This is a genomic window from Streptomyces sp. PTL18, assembly GCF_059510295.1.
This window is the reverse complement of sequence record NZ_JCAJZO010000017.1, coordinates 99,764-115,202: the sequence shown is the minus strand read 5'-3', so window position 1 is coordinate 115,202 and position 15,439 is coordinate 99,764. Positions and strand designations below refer to the sequence as shown.

The window sequence follows — 15,439 nt, the reverse complement described above, 5'->3', positions numbered from 1 at the left end:
AGCCCGTCGTGAAGGTCGGCTGCATCGGACTCGGTGACATCGCGCAGAAGGCCTATCTGCCGGTGCTCGCACTGCAGCCGGGGATCGAACTGCACCTCCAGACACGCACCCCCGCCACCCTCCACCGCGTCGGCGACAGCCTGCACCTACCGCACGAGCGGAGGCACGCCGATCTGGAACTGCTGCTCGCACAGGACCTGGACGCGGCGTTCGTCCACGCTCCCACCACCACCCACCCCGAGATCGTCACCCGGCTCCTCCAGGCGGGCATACCGACGTACGTCGACAAGCCGCTCGCCTACGAACTCGCCGACTCCGAGCGGCTGGTACGGCTCGCGGAGGAGCGGAACGTCAGCCTCGCGGTCGGCTTCAACCGGCGTCACGCACCCGGATACGTCCAGTGCGCCGACCACCCGCGTGACCTCATCCTGATGCAGAAGAACCGCGTCGGACTGCCCGAGGAGCCGCGCAGGATGATCCTCGACGACTTCGTCCACGTCGTCGACACCCTGCGGTTCCTGGTGCCCGGCACGGTGGACGACGTGACCGTGCGGGGGCGTGTCGAGGGCGGGTTGCTGCACCACGTGGTGCTCCAGCTGTCCGGCGACGGATTCACCGCGCTCGGCGTGATGAACCGGCTGAGCGGTTCCGCCGAGGAGATCCTGGAGGTCTCCGGGCAGGACTCCAAGCGGCAGGTGCTCAATCTCGCCGAGATCGTCGACCACAAGGGCCAGCCGACCGTGCGCCGGCGCGGCGACTGGGTGCCGGTGGCCCGGCAGCGCGGCATCGAACAGGCGACACTCGGCTTCCTCGACGCCGTCCGCGCAGGCAAGGTGCTCAGCGCCAGGGACGCACTGGCGACACACGAGCTGTGCGAGCGGGTCGTGACCGCGCTGCGGGAGCGCGCCGTCGAAGCCTGAGCGCCCGAAGCCCCTCGGTCGCACCGACCCCGGCGATCACCAGCAGCGCGCCGTGCAACGGCCAGTCGCCGAAGCGGACGTACGGGGTGACGCCGTGGGCGGTCGGCACCTCGTACAGCGACCATGTGCTCCGGTCGGTGCCGAGCCAGGAGCCGACCCGTTCGCCGCTCGGACCATAGACGGCGGAAACCCCGGTCAGCGTGGCGTGCACCATCGGACGACCGGTCTCCGCAGCGCGCAGCGCGGCCAGCGAGGCGTGCTGCTCCGGCGCCCAGCTGTGCTGGAAGGTGGACGTCGACGACTGCGCGAGCAGCACGTCGGCACCGTCCTCGGCGAGATGGCGGCTCATGTCCGGGAACGCGGACTCGAAGCAGACCATCGGGCCGACGCGCAGCCCCTTCCCCACGTTCATCAGCACCTGCTCGGTGCCGCGCCTGCGGTCCTCACCGGCCGCCTTGCCGACCGAGGTGGCCCAGCCGAGCACGGACCGCGCCGGTATGTACTCGCCGAACGGGACGAGCCGCATCTTGTCGTAGCGGTCGCCGGTCGGACCGTCCGGGCCGATGAGCACCGAACTCTTGTAGATGCCCGGACGGTCGGAGCGGCGGGCGTCGACATTGACGAGGACGTCGGCCCTCACCTGCCGGGACAGCGCCGCGATCCGGCGGGCCAGATCGGGCCGCTGCCCCAGGTCGAAGCCGACGCTGCTCTCACCCCAGACGACCAGATCCACCTGATGACCGGCCAGTTCGCGGGTCAGCCGCTCCTCCAGGTCGAAGCGTTTGATGCCGCTTTCGGTGCCGGCCACGATCCCGGGCTGCACGACCGCGATGCGCACCCGTCCGTCGACATCGGGCCTCGGCGACCAGACCCAGGCCGCCGAGGCCACGGCGGCCGCCGCGACCAGCCCGGCCAGGGCCGGCACGCGTGAAGCGGGCACGGACACCAGCAGCGCCAGGGCGATGTTCACGGCCACGACCAGGAAGCTCAGCAGCCACACCCCGCCGACCGAGGCGAGTCGCAGCGCGGGCTCCACCTGCCACTGGCTCGACCCCAGCAGCCCCCACGGTCCGCCGAGCCCCTGCCAGGAACGGACCAGCTCCACCATCAGCCAGCCCGACGGCAGGACGACCAGGGCCGCGCCGCTCCGCCCCGGTGAGGGCAGTCCGGCCAGGAACCGCCGCACCAGCCAACCCCACGGCGCCCACAGCGCTCCGAGCAGCGCCGCGATGACGAACGTGAACACGTTCAGGCTCGGTATCAGCCAGTGGTGCACGGCCGTCATGAAGCCGAAGCCGCCGAGCCAGCCGTCGTACGCGGCCCGCTTACCGGTCGGTGCCGTACGGACGAGCAGGATCCACGGGACCAGGCAGACGTACGCGAACCACCACCACGACGGCGCCGGGAAGGCGAGCATCGGCAGCGCACCGGCGACCACGGCCGCGACACCGCGCCACCACCGGGAGGCGAGCCAGTCGCTGAGCCTTCGGATGCGGCGGTTCCCTCCCCAGAACATGTCTCCAGTGTGCGCGCCCCGCAGGAATCCCCGACAGGGGGCCTCTGCCTGCGGCGAGGGGCTGCCCGTTGCTGCTCAGGCGGACGGACGCGGCGCGCGGCGCCACTTCTCCCGCACGACCACCGCGCGCAGCCGCCAGCCGTCGTCCGTGCGCAGGAACGTGAACGCGTAGCGCCCTCCGCAGACGAAGTCCGGCTCGGGCGTCCCGCCGTCCTCGTCCCCGCTCACGAAGCCCATCGGATTGACGTAGTCGGCCCGCACCCGGGCCGTGTCGCCGATGTCCCGCTCGAGCACGCCGAACCGGATGCGCCGGTTGACGATCAGGTGCTGGCGCAGGGGAAACAGCCGCATGGTCTCCTCGAGCCACCCGGCGACCTGCCCGGCATCGCCCTCGATCCCGCCGGCCGAGCGGTAGTCGGCGCGCCCGTCCTCCGTGAACAGATCCCGGTACGCCTCCCAGTCCCCGTCGTCCACGGCCGCCGCGTACTCGGTGACGAGTCCGTCGACGGCCAGCCGGTCCATCACGGTCGCGAGCTCCACGCGCTGGGTCATCGGCTCAGTGTCGGGGACGGGGGAGGCAGGGCCAAGGGGTGTGCGGGGGCGGGTTCGGAGGCGGGCCCCGAGGGAAGTGTTCCGGGCTGTGCCGTCACCACTCGTCGTCGTGCCCGATCACCCGGAAGCTGCCCACGACACCGTCGTCCGGGAACAGGCCCCTGAAACCGCCGTAGCCCCCAGCGCCGCCGAAGCCCTCGTGGTCCTCCTGGTCGCCGTAGCCCTCGTGAGCGGTGCGGGGCACCACCCCGAAGGTGTCGCCGTGGGGGCCGACGACGGCGACCGGGGGCCCGTTGTCACAGGTGAACCCGCGGAAGACCTCGACGGTCTTGTCGCTGTCGTTGAAGATGCTGAAGCTGCTGGAGCCGAGCCCGCTGGCGGCGACGATGCAGCCGTCCTCGACAGCGGGGTACGTCCGCTCGTTGAACTCGATCCTGCCCTCGTGCCTGCGTTCGTGGCCGTGACGCTCCCCGCCGCCGTGGTTCTCCCCGCCGCCGTGGTTCTCCCCGCGGCCGCGGTCCTCCCCGCTTTTGTGGCCGCCGTCGCGGCCCTCGTCCCGCTTCACGTCCGTCTTGCCCTTGCCGGCGGGCGCCGGTGCGGCGGGAGCGGGGTGCCGGACAGGCGGGGCCGCCCGGTGGACTGCGACCGCCGGTCCGGCGGCCGGCTTGTCGGCCGGGGCGGGCTTGTCGGGTCCGGCGGCCGATGCATAGGTGAGGCCGGAGGTGGCGAGGGCGGTCGCGCCTACTAGGGCGGCGGCCACGGCGAAGGTACGCGTGGGCATGTCATTTCCTTCTGTCGCAGAGACGCCGGCCGGGCAGCCGAACTGCGACGAACGTATAGAGCCCGCACATAACTGTCATATCGGACAAGTGCAAGGTGTGATCCGACGGGGCCGGTCGGGTGTAAACGCGGCACCGGGCGCATACCCGGTGGCCCTGTGTCTGTCTCGTCGTCAAAGGGCGGGCGCCTGCGCAGAACTGACCGCCAGGCAGGTGAGGCTCCGGGCGCAGGGTTGCGCGCGTATGGTGATCCACTCCGGTACGGCTAGACAGGGGGACGACAGATGACACGTCCGGTGACGGTGGTCACGGGCGGCAGCCGCGGGATCGGTGCCGCCACCTGCGTGCGGCTCGCGACGGACAGGCACGATGTGGCGCTCGGGTATGTGCGCGACGCCGAGGCCGCGGAGCGGACCGCGCGGGCCGTACGGGAAGCGGGGGCGCGATGTGTCACCATGCGCGGGGACACGTCCGACGAGGCCGACGTCGACCGGCTCTTCGGGACGGCCGCCGACGTCCTCGGGCCGGTGACGGGTCTGGTGAACAATGCCGGGCTGACAGGGCCGTTGGGTCGGCTGGCGGACGCGGACGCCGCCGTGCTGCGCCGGGTGGTGGAGGTCAACCTGCTGGGAACGCTGCTGTGTTCGCGCCGGGCCGCGCGGGAGATGGCGGCACGCGGGAGCGGCGTCATCGTCAACGTGTCCTCGGGGGCGGCGACGCTGGGCAGCCCCGGTGAGTACGTCCACTACGCGGCGTCCAAGGCCGCGGTGGACGCCCTGACGGTGGGCCTCTCCAAGGAGCTGGGGCCGGACGGCATCCGCGTCAACGCGGTGGCACCCGGGCTGATCGACACCGAGATCCATGCGGCGATGGGCGACCCGGACCGGCCCCGGCGGATGGCGGTGACGATCCCGCTGGGCCGGGCCGGCCGTGCCGAGGAGATCGCTGCGGCGATCGCCTGGCTGATGTCCCCGGAGTCCTCGTACACGACGGGCGCCGTGCTGAGGGTGGCCGGCGGGCGGTGACGTCACGGCCCGCCGGCGTGTGGGGCGGGGCGTGTCAGGCCGCCTCTATGACCCTGCCGCGTATCGCCGCCGCCCACTCGACGACCAACAGCTCGTACTCCGCGCGCTCCTCGGCCGACAGAGAGCCGCCCGCACGCATCCACAGCGCGCGGATCCGCTCGTTCAGGTCCTCGGCAGAGCGCGTGGAACCAGGGCTCATGGATTCGGGGGACATGCGGACAAGCCTAGGGGCAGGGACTGACAGCGCGCTACCACTCGGCTACGCGTGCGGTATGTGGTTGGTCACGGTCCTTTGTGTGCTGGGGAATTGGGGAATTCTGGTCGCGTCGGCACCGTGTCCGTGGCTCTTCGGGACGCCGCCTCGTTGAGCTCTGGGCCGGCCCGAGGGTGAGGGATTCAAGCCAAGGTGTGACGTGGCGGATTCCAAGAGCCGATCGTGGAGGCGGCGCTAGGCGCACCGGAACGCGGCCTGCCCGGGCGCGGCCGGTGATCGAACGTGAGGGGTGGCAGCGCGGCGTCCCGGCACGACGGTCCCGTCACGCGGGGCTTTGCCTGCGCTTGGTGCGCACGGCCCGGCCGCCCGCGCCCGACCCCCGCCTTCCGGTCTCGAACCTCACGCATCCGTGGTGTTGACCGGCTGCCGGCGCGCCGCTTACGTTCGAGCGTAGGGAAAGCGCTTGCTGTCCCCCGGGTCCTCGGGAGTCAACACGCGTTGGCCAACGTCAGACGTCACGTCCGATGGAGCGCTGATCACGTCCATGCCCACAGACCGCAACGCGTCCGCCGCCGACGATGGCACGAGTCCACGGAGCACGCCCGACCCGCCGCCCCGCCGAGCCGTGATCCCCAAGCCCCGCGCCGACCGCCCGGTGCCGCCGTACGCGGGCCGCCGCATCAGGGCCGCGATCGTCGGCACGGGCGGCATCGCGCGTTACCACCGGTCCGCGCTGGCCGGCCTCGCCGAGGAGGGCGAGACCGAGATCGTGGCCGCGGTCGACATCGACCCCGGCGCGGTCGAACGCTTCTGCACCGAGGCCGGCATCCCGCACACGTACACCGACCTGCACCGCATGCTTCAGGAGCAGCGGCCGGACCTGGTCAGCATCTGCACACCGCCCACCCTGCACCGTGAGCAGACCGTCGCCGCGCTGCGGGCCGGCGCCTGGGTGTGGTGCGAGAAGCCGCCGGTGCCGACGCTGGCCGACTTCGACGCCGTCGAGGCGGAGGAGGGCGCGGACGGGGGCCCGTACGCGGCGATCGTCTTCCAGCACCGCTTCGGCTCAGGATCCCGGCACGTGCGGCGGCTGCTCACCGAGCGGGCCCTGGGCCGCCCGCTGGTCGCGCACTGTCAGACCACCTGGTACCGCAGCGCGGCCTACTACGCCGTGCCCTGGCGCGGCCGCTGGCACACCGAGGGCGGCGGCCCGGCCATGGGTCACGGCATCCACCAGATGGACCTCCTCCTGGACCTGCTCGGACCGTGGAGCGAGGTGCGGGCCATGGCCGGGCGTCTGGTCCACGACGTGGAGACGGAGGACGTGTCGACGGCGCTCGTACGGTTCGAGAACGGCGCCCTCGCGACCATCGTGAACAGCGTGCTCAGCCCGGACGAGGTCAGCCGCGTCCGCATCGACTGCGAGCGCGCCACCGTGGAACTCAAGCACCTGTACGGCCACGGCAACGACAACTGGCGCATCACCCCGGCCCCCGACGTGCCCGAGGAGGAGGCCGCGGCCTGGCGGGACTTCGGCGAGGACGTGCCGAGCTCGCACCTGGCGCAGCTGCGCGAGCTGGTCGCCGGCATGCGCGCGGGCGAGCGGCCCCGCAGCAGCGGCGCCGACGGACGGACCAGCCTGGAGCTGATCACCGCGCTGTACAAGTCGGCGTTCACCGACGCGACCGTCCGGGCGGGGGAGATCGGCCCCGGGGACCCCTACTACACCGCCCTGCACGGAGGCGCGCCCGGCTGGGCGCCCGTGGTGGCTCAGGCGTCCTCGGCGACGCCGAACGAGGAGGCGTCCGCATGACCGCGACCCTGCGCATCGTGCACGCGCACGGCGACCGCATCACGCTCACCGAACCGACGACCGGCGTCGAACTCTTCTCCTACGTCTACGGCCCCGAGGCGGGCTGGGAGGCGCCCAAGCCGTATCTGCACCCGATCCGGACGCTCGCCGGCGACGTCGTCACCGACTACCGGCCCAACGACCACCGCTGGCACAAGGGCCTGCAGCTGACCGCCTCGCACCTGTCGGGGCAGAACCTGTGGGGCGGCAACACCTACGTGCACGGTGAGGGCTATCTGGAGCTGCCGGAACGCGTCGGTTCCATGGCGCACGTCCGCTTCGACGAGATCGATGCGGACGGCGACCGTGCGGTCATCGCCGAGCGGCTCACCTGGCACCCGTACACCGGCGAGCTGTGGGCCGAGGAGCAGCGCCGCATCGAGGTGCACGACGTCGACCCCGCCTCCGGCTCCTGGGCGCTGACCTGGACCTCCGCGATCACCAACCGCCGCGACGAGCCGCTGCTGTTCGGCAGCCCGACGACGGCCGGGCGGGAGATGGCCGGCTACACGGGCCTGTTCTGGCGCGGCCCGCGCGCCTTCCGCGACGGTCGGGTCGTCGCTCCGGAGGCGGAAGGCCCGGGATTGATGGGACGGCAGGCCCCCTGGCTCGCGTACTCGGGGGAGCACGAGGGCACCGACGGGCACGCCACCCTCGTCTTCGTGCACGCCCCCGAGAACGACCACCTCGGCGAGCGGGGTGCCCACCCCGCCCACTGGTTCGTGCGCAACGACCCCTTCGCCGCCGTCGCCCCCTCCTGGGCCTTCTACGACGAGCTGGAGCTGACCCCGGGCGACACACTGCGCCGCCGCTACCGGGTCGTCGTCGCGGACGGCGTGTGGGAGCGTGAGGAGGTCGCCAAGTACCTCGAGGGGCATCCGTGGTGAGCGCAGCGGGGTTCACCGGGCTGCCGGGCGCCGTCGCCGTCTCACACCTGTCCGTCTACGGCCGGCCCGCGAGCGACGGCGTGTGCGGCGGTACCCCCCACATGCACCTGACCTGCTCGGAGGCGTACGTCGTGACCGGCGGGCGCGGCGCGGTGCAGACGCTGACGACGTCCGGGTACGAGGTCACACGGCTCGAGCCGGGCACCGTCGCGTGGTTCACGCCGGGCACCATCCACCGGCTGGTCAACGAGGACGACCTCCGCATCACCGTCCTCATGCAGAACAGCGGGCTGCCCGAGGCGGGCGACGCCGTCCTCACGCTGCCCCCGCAGTACCTGACCGACCCGGAGACCTACGCCGCCGCGACCGCGATCCCGGCCGACGCCCCCGAGGAGGAACAGGAGCGGATCGCCCGGGCCAGGTGCGATCTGGCCCTGGAGGGCTACCGGGCGCTGCGCGACGCGGACGGTCCCGAGCCGCTCGCCGCCTTCCACCGGGCCGCCGCCGCGCTCGTACGGCCGGGGCTGGCCGAATGGCGTGAGCGGTGGGAGCGCGGTGCCCGAACCGCCGTGGCGGCCACCGGTGACCAGCTCGGTCGCCTGGAGCGCGGCGACGTGTCGCACCTCGCCGACGCGGTCGTACGGGCCGAGCAGCCGTCCGCCCGCGGGAAGTTCGGGATGTGCGGGCGGCTCGACGTGTACAAGGGGACCGCGTAGGACCGGGTGCGCGGGTCGTAGGGCCGGGTGAGCGGGTCTACGCGGCGGCCGGGCCGGAGACCGTCCAGCCCGGCACCTGCGGGTGCGCGGTCAGGTCCTCGTGACGCACTTCGCCGCCGCAGACGGAGCAGGTGACCACCGGGACGAGTTCGTTGCCGCAGATGTGTTCGATCACCATGGGGCGATCGCCGTCTTCCCTCAGATGGCGGTCGCCCCATTCCTTGAGGGTCATGAGGACCGGCTCCAGTTCCAGGCCCGCCGGTGTGGCCCGGTACTCGTAGCGCTGCGGACGCTCGCTGTAGAGCCGCTTCGTCAGGATCCCCGCCTCCACCAGGCGCTTCAGGCGTGCGGCCAGGATGTCGCGCGGCGCGCCGATGTTGCGCACGAGCTGGTCGAAGCGTCCGTTGCCGAGGCACACCTCACGCAGGACGAGCAGGGAGTACTTCTCGCCGACCAGGGCCAGGGTGTCGGCGATGGAGCAGGGGCGCGGGTCTTTGGAGGGGGCCATGGGCCCAGTCTAGGTGAGGGTTTGATTTTCCAACCTTGCGCGTTATGGTGGGTCCAGATTTCCTACTCACCGGTAATCGAAGCACCGGCAGCCGCCGGACAAGGAGGCCCGCACCATGCGTGACGCCGTCATCGTCGAAGCCGTACGCACCCCCGTCGGGAAAGGCAAGCCGAACGGCGCCCTCGCCGACGTCCACCCCGTGCAGCTCCTGGCACACACCCTGCGCGCCCTCGTCGAGCGCTCGGGCGTCGACCCGGCGCTCATCGACGACGTGATCGGCGGGACCGTCGACCAGGTCGGCGAGCAGGCCATGAACACCACCCGCTATGCCGTCCTGTCCGCGGGCTTCCCGGAGACGGTGCCCGCGGCCACCGTGGACCGCCAGTGCGGTTCCTCCCAGCAGGCCGTGCACTTCGCCGCGCAGGGCGTGATGTCGGGCGCGTACGACATCGTCGTGGCCTGCGGTGTGGAGTCCATGAGCCGTGTGCCGATGTGGTCGAACGTGCCCGCGGGCAAGGACCCCTTCGGGCCCGGTGTCGCCGAGCGTTACCCGGAAGGCCTGGTCCCGCAGGGCATCAGCGCGGAGCTGATCGCCGCCAAGTGGTCGATCGGCCGTGACCAGATGGACGCCTTCGCCGTCTCCTCGCACCGGAAGGCGGCCGCGGCCTGGGAAGCCGGGCTGTTCGACGCGGAGACGGCCCCGCTGGAGGGCCTCACGCGTGACGAGTGCGTACGGCCCGGCAGCACGGTCGAGATACTCGCCGGCCTCAAGCCCGCGTACCACGACCCCGCGTACGCCGAACGCTTCCCGCAGATCGAGTGGAACGTCACCGCCGGGAACGCCAGCCCCGTCAACGACGGCGCCTCCGCCGTGATGATCACCTCCAGCGAGACGGCGGCCCGCCTCGGCCTTCGCCCGCTCGCCCGTCTGCACAGCTTCGCGGTGACCGGGTCCGACCCGCTGCTGATGCTCACCGGGGTCGTCCCGGCCACCGAGAAGGTGCTGCGCAGGTCGGGGCTGACGCTCGACGACATCGACCTGTTCGAGGTGAACGAGGCCTTCTCCTCCGTCGTGCTGGCCTGGCGGCAGGAGACGGGCGCCGACCTCGCCAAGGTCAACGTGCACGGCGGGGCCATCGCCATCGGCCACCCGCTGGGCGCGAGCGGCACCCGCCTGACGACGACGCTCGTGCACGCACTCCGCGCGCGCGGGGCCCGTTACGGCCTGCAGACGATGTGCGAGGCCGGCGGACTCGCCAACGCGATGATCCTGGAGGCGATTTAGGACTGATTTAGGACATGTCCTGGGGGAGAACGACCGTTCCTCACGCCCGCCTGATCCGGAAGAAAGGCACTAGACGCGCCTGAGGCGATGGCGCTTCCGCCAGGCCACCACCGCACCCGCCAGCGCCGGTACGGCGATGAAGACGAGCGCGACGAGGAAGGCGGGCGAGGTGGGCTTCGCCGCGCGGGCTCCGGCGACGACGTACGCGGCGGTGTTCGGGACCGACCCGAGCGCCGTCGCCAGCAGGAACGGCGCCCAGCGCATCCGGGAGACGGCCGCGCAGTAGTTGGCCGCCCAGAACGGCACCCCCGGGAACAGCCGGGCCGCCATCATCGAGCGGAAACCGTGCCGGCTGAGCTGTGCGTCCGCCGCCTTCAGCCAGCGCCCGCGCAGCAGCGGGCGCAGCGCGTCCTGCCCGAGCACCCGGCCGAGCCCGAACGCGATCCCGGCCCCGAGCACGGTGCCCGTCAGGGCCCCGCCCGTACCGAGCGGCGAGCCGAACAGAGCGCCCGCCGCGAGGTTCAGCAGCGGGCGCGGCACGAACGCGACCGTGCACAACCCGTATGCCACCGCGAAGACGACGGCCGCCGCGGCACCTCCCAGCCGCGGTGGCCAGCCGTGTGCCAGCAGTCGCTGCGGCTCGAACGCCAGCACACACGAAGCCGCCGCCGCGAGCAGCAGGACCAGCAGGGTCAGGCGCGACCAGGGCGACAGCAGAACTCTTGTGCAGCGCGCCGTGAACCCGAGCGGTGCGACGACGGCGGCCGGTGGCGCGGTGAGCTCCGTGGCGACGGCCCGGGGAGAGACCGTGGCGGTGGCGGTGCCCCCAGGGCGGGTGGTGGCATCGAGCATCCGGCGACAGTAACCGACCGGTGTGTGTGATCGCCGTATGGGTCGCTTCATGAGCCCGAGAGGCATCTCGCACTGATCTCGCCGAACTCGGCCCGGCGAAAAACCGTTCGACGCCGACGGGCGAGTGGACGATGCTTTACGGCATGTTCCGGTACGCCTTCGTCCTCGCAGCATCCGCCGCAGCGGATGCCCCGAAGGCTGCCGTCCTCATCCTCGTGGCCGCAGCCGACGGCGCCCGAAGCTGACCCTTCCCGGATCGTCCGGCGGACCCCGCAGGGGGAGGGTCGGCGCGTTCCCGGGGGTCCCCCTTCCTTCAAGAGGCTTCGAGGTACAGCCATGCCCAAGACGGCATACGTGCGCACCAAACCGCACCTGAACATCGGCACGATGGGCCATGTCGACCACGGCAAGACCACCCTGACCGCCGCCATCACCAAGGTCCTCGCCGAGCGCGGGTCCGGCACCTTCGTGCCGTTCGACCGGATCGACCGGGCCCCGGAGGAGGCGGCGCGCGGCATCACCATCAACATCGCCCACGTCGAGTACGAGACCGACACCCGCCACTACGCGCACGTGGACATGCCGGGTCACGCCGACTACGTCAAGAACATGGTCACCGGGGCCGCGCAGCTCGACGGGGCGATCCTCGTCGTCTCCGCGCTCGACGGGATCATGCCGCAGACCGCCGAACACGTGCTGCTCGCCCGGCAGGTGGGAGTCGACCACATCGTGGTCGCCCTCAACAAGGCCGACGCGGGCGACGAGGAACTCACCGACCTCGTCGAACTGGAGGTCCGCGACCTGCTCACCGCGCAGGGTTATCCGGGGGACTCCGTACCGGTCGTGCGCGTCTCCGGACTGAAGGCCCTGGAGGGGGACCCGCGTTGGACCGCGGCCGTCGACGCGCTGCTCGACGCCGTGGACACGTATGTGCCCATGCCCGAGCGGTACGTGGACGCGCCCTTCCTCCTGCCGGTGGAGAACGTGCTCACCATCACCGGCCGCGGCACGGTGGTCACCGGCGCCGTCGAGCGCGGCACGGTCCGGGTCGGCGACCGGGTCGAGGTGCTCGGCGCCGACGTGGAGACGGTGGTCACCGGCCTGGAGACCTTCGGCAAGCCCATGGAGGAGGCGCAGGCGGGCGACAACGTCGCGCTGCTGCTGCGCGGGGTGCCGCGCGACGCGGTCCGCCGCGGCCACGTGGTCGCGGCGCCCGGCAGCGTGGAGCCCCGCCGCCGCTTCACCGCGCGGGTGTATGTGCTGTCGGCCCGCGAGGGTGGCCGTACGACACCGGTGACGACCGGTTACCGGCCGCAGTTCTACATCCGTACCGCGGATGTCGTCGGGGACGTCGACCTCGGGGAGACGGCCGTCGCCCGCCCCGGCGACACGGTCTCGATGACGGTGGAGCTGGGCCGCGAGGTACCGCTGGAGCCGGGGCTGGGGTTCGCGATCCGCGAGGGCGGACGGACGATCGGCGCCGGCACGGTGACGTCCGTCTGGTGACGCCCGTCTTCTGACGGTGCCGTCCGGGCGGGTGCGGGAAGGCCACGGTCTTCCCGCACCCGCACAATGGAGCCGTGAGCGAGCCCATACCCGTCACCCGTACCACCGACCACGGCACCGCCAAGCTGATGCCCGACGTCGATCGTGGGCGGGCCTGGCTCCTCACGGTCGACGGGGCGCCGCAGTCGTACGTCGATCTGGACGCCCCGGCACACCTGGAGTTCGAGTACGCGCGACGGCTCGGCCATGTGCTGGACACGGCCGCGGAGCCCGGTCGGGCGCTGGACGTGGTCCACCTCGGCGGGGGCGCGCTCACGCTCCCGCGCTATGTCGCCGCGACCAGGCCCGGCTCACGGCAGGATGTGGTGGAGGCCGACCGGGGCCTGCTGGACCTCGTCGTGGAGCACCTGCCGCTGCCCGCCGGCTCCGGCGTCGCCCTGCACGCGGCCGACGCCCGCGCCTGGCTGGAGGCCGCCCCGCCGTCCTCGGCGGACATCGTGATCGCGGACGTCTTCGGCGGCTCCCGTGTCCCCGCCCACCTGACGACGGTGGCGTACGCACGCGCCGCCGAGCGGGTGCTGCGCCCGGACGGCGTCTATCTGGCGAACCTCGCCGACGCCGCGCCCTTCGCCTTCCTGCGCTCCCAACTCGCCACGTTCGCGGCGTTGTTCCAGGAACTGGTGCTGATCGCCGAACCGGCCGTCCTGCGCGGCCGCCGCTTCGGCAACGCCGTGCTCATCGCCGCACACCGGCCCCTGGACACGGCTCCGCTGGCCCGCCGGTCCGCCGCGGACGCGTTCCCGGCCCGCGTCGAACACGGCGCGGCGCTCCGGGACTTCATCGGCGGCGCGGAGGCGGTGCGTGACGAGAACGCCGTCCCGTCGCCCGAACCTCCCGACGGCGCCTTCAGCATCGGCTGACCGGATCCGGCCTCTTCCAGCAGTCGCTACTCACGGGTAACATTCCGCCTCATGAGCGCAGACCAGATGTCGATCGGCGAGATGCTCGCCGCCACGGTGCCGATGGCCAGGACCCTCAACCTGGAGTTCCTCGAGACCACGCCGGAGAAGGCCGTGGTGGCCCTGCCGGACCGGAGCGACTTCCACAACCATGTCGGCGGGCCGCACGCCGGAGCGATGTTCACGCTCGGGGAGTCGGCGAGTGGCGCGATCGTGCTGGCCGCGTTCGGGGAACAGCTGTCGCGGGCCGTACCGCTCGCCGTCAGCGCCGAGATCGCCTACAAGAAGCTGGCGATGGGCCCGGTCACCGCGACCGCCACGCTCGGCCGCCCCGCCGCCGAGGTCGTCGCCGAACTGGACGCCGGCCTGCGCCCCGAGTTCCCCGTCGCCGTCGCCATCCAGCGCGAGGACGGAGCCGTCACCGGGGAGATGCGGGTGGTGTGGACCCTGCGGCCGAACGGCTGACCGCGCCGTACCGGCCGCCGGGGCACCGGGGGCCGAGCCACCGCTGAACGCGGAGCAGGCGGTGTCGTCGCGCCGCCGGTGCGACCTCCGGGACGGCGGCACGGCCGGCTGAACCGGTAGGCTTCACGGGGTGTGCGGTGCCCGCCCGGTGCGCGCACGCCGTGAAGGCAGGGACGCGAAGCGGGAGGAACCGGCGGTGCACGTCCAGGAGTGGCTCGACACGGTCCCCGCGGTCGCCGTCTACGCCGTGGTGACCCTGGTCATCGGTCTGGAGAGCCTGGGCGTCCCGCTGCCGGGCGAGATCGTCCTGGTGTCGGCGGCCCTGCTGTCCTCCCGGCACGGTTCCGTCAACCCGGTGGTCCTCGGGGCCTGCGCGAGCCTCGGAGCCGTCGTCGGCGACTCCATCGGCTACGCGATCGGCCGCAAGGGCGGACGGCCGCTGCTGGCGTGGCTCGGGAGGAAGTTCCCCAGGCACTTCAGCGAGGGCCATGTCGCGACCGCCGAGCGGTCCTTCGAGAAGTGGGGCATGTGGGCGGTCTTCTTCGGCCGGTTCGTCGCCCTGCTCCGGATCTTCGCCGGGCCGCTCGCCGGTGTGCTGGGGATGCCGTACTGGAAGTTCCTGATCGCCAACTTCCTGGGCGGCGTCGTCTGGGCGGGCGGCACGACGGCGGTCGTCTACTACGTGGGTGTCGTCGCCGAGTCCTGGCTGAAGCAGTTCTCCTACCTCGGACTGGTGGCGGCGGTGCTGATCGGCCTGGCCTCGATGCTGATCGTGAAGCGCAAGGCCGGCAGGGCGGTCGGAGAGGCACAGGAGACGGAACCGGAGACCGTGCCGGCCTCGGAGTGAGGCTCACCGCTCCTCGTGCACCTCGCGGTGCGCCCGCGCCAGGTCCGCGTACATCGTGCCGTTCAGTGTGACGACCTCCCGCTCCTCGGCGGTCAGCTCGCGCTTGACCTTCGCGGGCACGCCCGCCACCAGTGAGCCCGGGGGCACCCGCATGCCCTGCGGAACCAGGGCCTGGGCGGCGACCAGGGAGCCCGCGCCGATCACCGCGCCGTTGAGGACGGTGGCGCCCATGCCGATCAGGCAGTCGTCCTCGACGGTCGCCCCGTGGACGACCGCGTTGTGCCCGATGGAGACCCGTTCGCCGACGGTGACCGGGAAGCCCGGGTCGGCGTGCAGGGTGCAGTTGTCCTGGACGTTGCTGCTCGCGCCGACGGTGATCCGCTCGACGTCGCCGCGCAGTACCGCCCCGTACCAGACGCTCGCGCCCGCGTGCAGCGTCACGTCCCCGATCACCACCGACGTGGGGGACACGAACGCCTCCCGATCCACCCTGGGATCCCTGCCGCCGATCCCCGCTGTCAGCGCCTTCTGCGTCATGGCCGTCTCCTCCTGGTGG

17 protein-coding genes are annotated in these 15,439 nt (G+C 72.2%); 10 read left to right on the top strand and 7 right to left on the bottom strand.

The features are described from left to right. Nucleotides 1–8: 8 nt before the first annotated feature. Entirely contained in the window at nt 9–920 is a 912-nt protein-coding gene (locus AC5WS8_RS27405; protein ID WP_496106150.1) for a Gfo/Idh/MocA family protein, read from the top strand. On the opposite strand, the gene lnt is transcribed toward AC5WS8_RS27405, so the two are convergent. The 3 genes from lnt to AC5WS8_RS27390 form a co-directional block, all read right to left on the bottom strand. Continuing rightward, nucleotides 838–2,436 carry an apolipoprotein N-acyltransferase gene (lnt, locus tag AC5WS8_RS27400; protein WP_496106149.1) on the bottom strand — a complete coding sequence of 533 codons (1,599 nt, stop codon included), beginning with the start codon at nt 2,434–2,436 and terminating at the stop codon, nt 838–840. The two genes, AC5WS8_RS27405 and lnt, sit on opposite strands and share 83 nt — an antisense overlap. A gap of 75 nt (nt 2,437–2,511) precedes the next feature. Next, the gene (locus AC5WS8_RS27395; protein ID WP_496106148.1) at nt 2,512–2,988 is read right to left on the bottom strand and encodes a nuclear transport factor 2 family protein; all 477 of its coding nucleotides are present in this window, start codon (nt 2,986–2,988) and stop codon (nt 2,512–2,514) included. Between the two features lie 94 nt (nt 2,989–3,082). Further along, nucleotides 3,083–3,769, bottom strand: coding sequence for a hypothetical protein (locus tag AC5WS8_RS27390; RefSeq protein WP_496106147.1), 687 nt, complete (start codon nt 3,767–3,769; stop codon nt 3,083–3,085). Between the two features lie 282 nt (nt 3,770–4,051). On the opposite strand from AC5WS8_RS27390, the gene AC5WS8_RS27385 reads away from it, so the two are divergent. Continuing rightward, nucleotides 4,052–4,792 (top strand): SDR family oxidoreductase, encoded by a 741-nt coding sequence (locus AC5WS8_RS27385; RefSeq protein ID WP_496106146.1) that lies wholly within the window; start codon nt 4,052–4,054, stop codon nt 4,790–4,792. A gap of 34 nt (nt 4,793–4,826) precedes the next feature. On the opposite strand, the gene AC5WS8_RS27380 is transcribed toward AC5WS8_RS27385, so the two are convergent. After that, on the bottom strand, nt 4,827–5,006 hold the full coding sequence (locus AC5WS8_RS27380; RefSeq protein ID WP_496106145.1) for a hypothetical protein: 180 nt from the start codon (nt 5,004–5,006) through the stop codon (nt 4,827–4,829). 544 nt (nt 5,007–5,550) lie between these two features. On the opposite strand from AC5WS8_RS27380, the gene AC5WS8_RS27375 reads away from it, so the two are divergent. The 3 genes from AC5WS8_RS27375 to AC5WS8_RS27365 are packed head-to-tail and all read left to right on the top strand — an operon-like array spanning nt 5,551 to nt 8,461. Continuing rightward, nucleotides 5,551–6,819, top strand: a complete 1,269-nt coding sequence (locus AC5WS8_RS27375) for a Gfo/Idh/MocA family protein (RefSeq protein WP_496106144.1) — start codon at nt 5,551–5,553, stop codon at nt 6,817–6,819. Continuing rightward, nucleotides 6,816–7,745: a DUF6807 domain-containing protein gene (locus tag AC5WS8_RS27370; protein WP_496106143.1), complete on the top strand. Its 930-nt coding sequence runs from the start codon at nt 6,816–6,818 to the stop codon at nt 7,743–7,745. The genes AC5WS8_RS27375 and AC5WS8_RS27370 overlap by 4 nt, the downstream gene beginning before the upstream one ends. Beyond that, nucleotides 7,739–8,461 carry a cupin domain-containing protein gene (locus AC5WS8_RS27365; RefSeq protein ID WP_496106142.1) on the top strand — a complete coding sequence of 241 codons (723 nt, stop codon included), beginning with the start codon at nt 7,739–7,741 and terminating at the stop codon, nt 8,459–8,461. Before AC5WS8_RS27370 ends, AC5WS8_RS27365 begins: the two co-directional genes overlap by 7 nt. Before the next feature lie 37 nt (nt 8,462–8,498). Here the strand turns inward: AC5WS8_RS27365 and AC5WS8_RS27360 are convergent, their stop codons facing one another. After that, nucleotides 8,499–8,969: a winged helix-turn-helix transcriptional regulator gene (locus tag AC5WS8_RS27360; RefSeq protein WP_496106141.1), complete on the bottom strand. Its 471-nt coding sequence runs from the start codon at nt 8,967–8,969 to the stop codon at nt 8,499–8,501. A 115-nt stretch (nt 8,970–9,084) separates the two neighbouring features. On the opposite strand from AC5WS8_RS27360, the gene AC5WS8_RS27355 reads away from it, so the two are divergent. Continuing rightward, the gene (locus AC5WS8_RS27355) at nt 9,085–10,254 is read left to right on the top strand and encodes a thiolase family protein (protein WP_496106140.1); all 1,170 of its coding nucleotides are present in this window, start codon (nt 9,085–9,087) and stop codon (nt 10,252–10,254) included. A 69-nt stretch (nt 10,255–10,323) separates the two neighbouring features. Here the strand turns inward: AC5WS8_RS27355 and AC5WS8_RS27350 are convergent, their stop codons facing one another. Beyond that, complete coding sequence (locus AC5WS8_RS27350; RefSeq protein WP_496106139.1) at nt 10,324–11,106, bottom strand: TVP38/TMEM64 family protein; 783 nt, start codon at nt 11,104–11,106, stop codon at nt 10,324–10,326. Nucleotides 11,107–11,442: 336 nt separating this feature from the next. On the opposite strand from AC5WS8_RS27350, the gene tuf reads away from it, so the two are divergent. From tuf to AC5WS8_RS27330, 4 genes are all read left to right on the top strand, one after another. Then, complete coding sequence (tuf, locus tag AC5WS8_RS27345; protein ID WP_496106138.1) at nt 11,443–12,612, top strand: elongation factor Tu; 1,170 nt, start codon at nt 11,443–11,445, stop codon at nt 12,610–12,612. Between the two features lie 74 nt (nt 12,613–12,686). After that, the gene (locus tag AC5WS8_RS27340) at nt 12,687–13,532 is read left to right on the top strand and encodes a spermidine synthase (RefSeq protein WP_496106137.1); all 846 of its coding nucleotides are present in this window, start codon (nt 12,687–12,689) and stop codon (nt 13,530–13,532) included. Nucleotides 13,533–13,598: 66 nt separating this feature from the next. After that, a complete protein-coding gene (locus AC5WS8_RS27335) occupies nt 13,599–14,036 on the top strand; it encodes a DUF4442 domain-containing protein (RefSeq protein WP_496106198.1) in 438 nt (145 codons plus the stop codon). A gap of 196 nt (nt 14,037–14,232) precedes the next feature. After that, the gene (locus AC5WS8_RS27330; protein WP_496106197.1) at nt 14,233–14,883 is read left to right on the top strand and encodes a DedA family protein; all 651 of its coding nucleotides are present in this window, start codon (nt 14,233–14,235) and stop codon (nt 14,881–14,883) included. A 3-nt stretch (nt 14,884–14,886) separates the two neighbouring features. Here AC5WS8_RS27330 and AC5WS8_RS27325 read toward each other — a convergent pair whose 3' ends face one another. Beyond that, the gene (locus AC5WS8_RS27325; RefSeq protein WP_496106136.1) at nt 14,887–15,420 is read right to left on the bottom strand and encodes a gamma carbonic anhydrase family protein; all 534 of its coding nucleotides are present in this window, start codon (nt 15,418–15,420) and stop codon (nt 14,887–14,889) included. Nucleotides 15,421–15,439 lie beyond the last annotated feature (19 nt).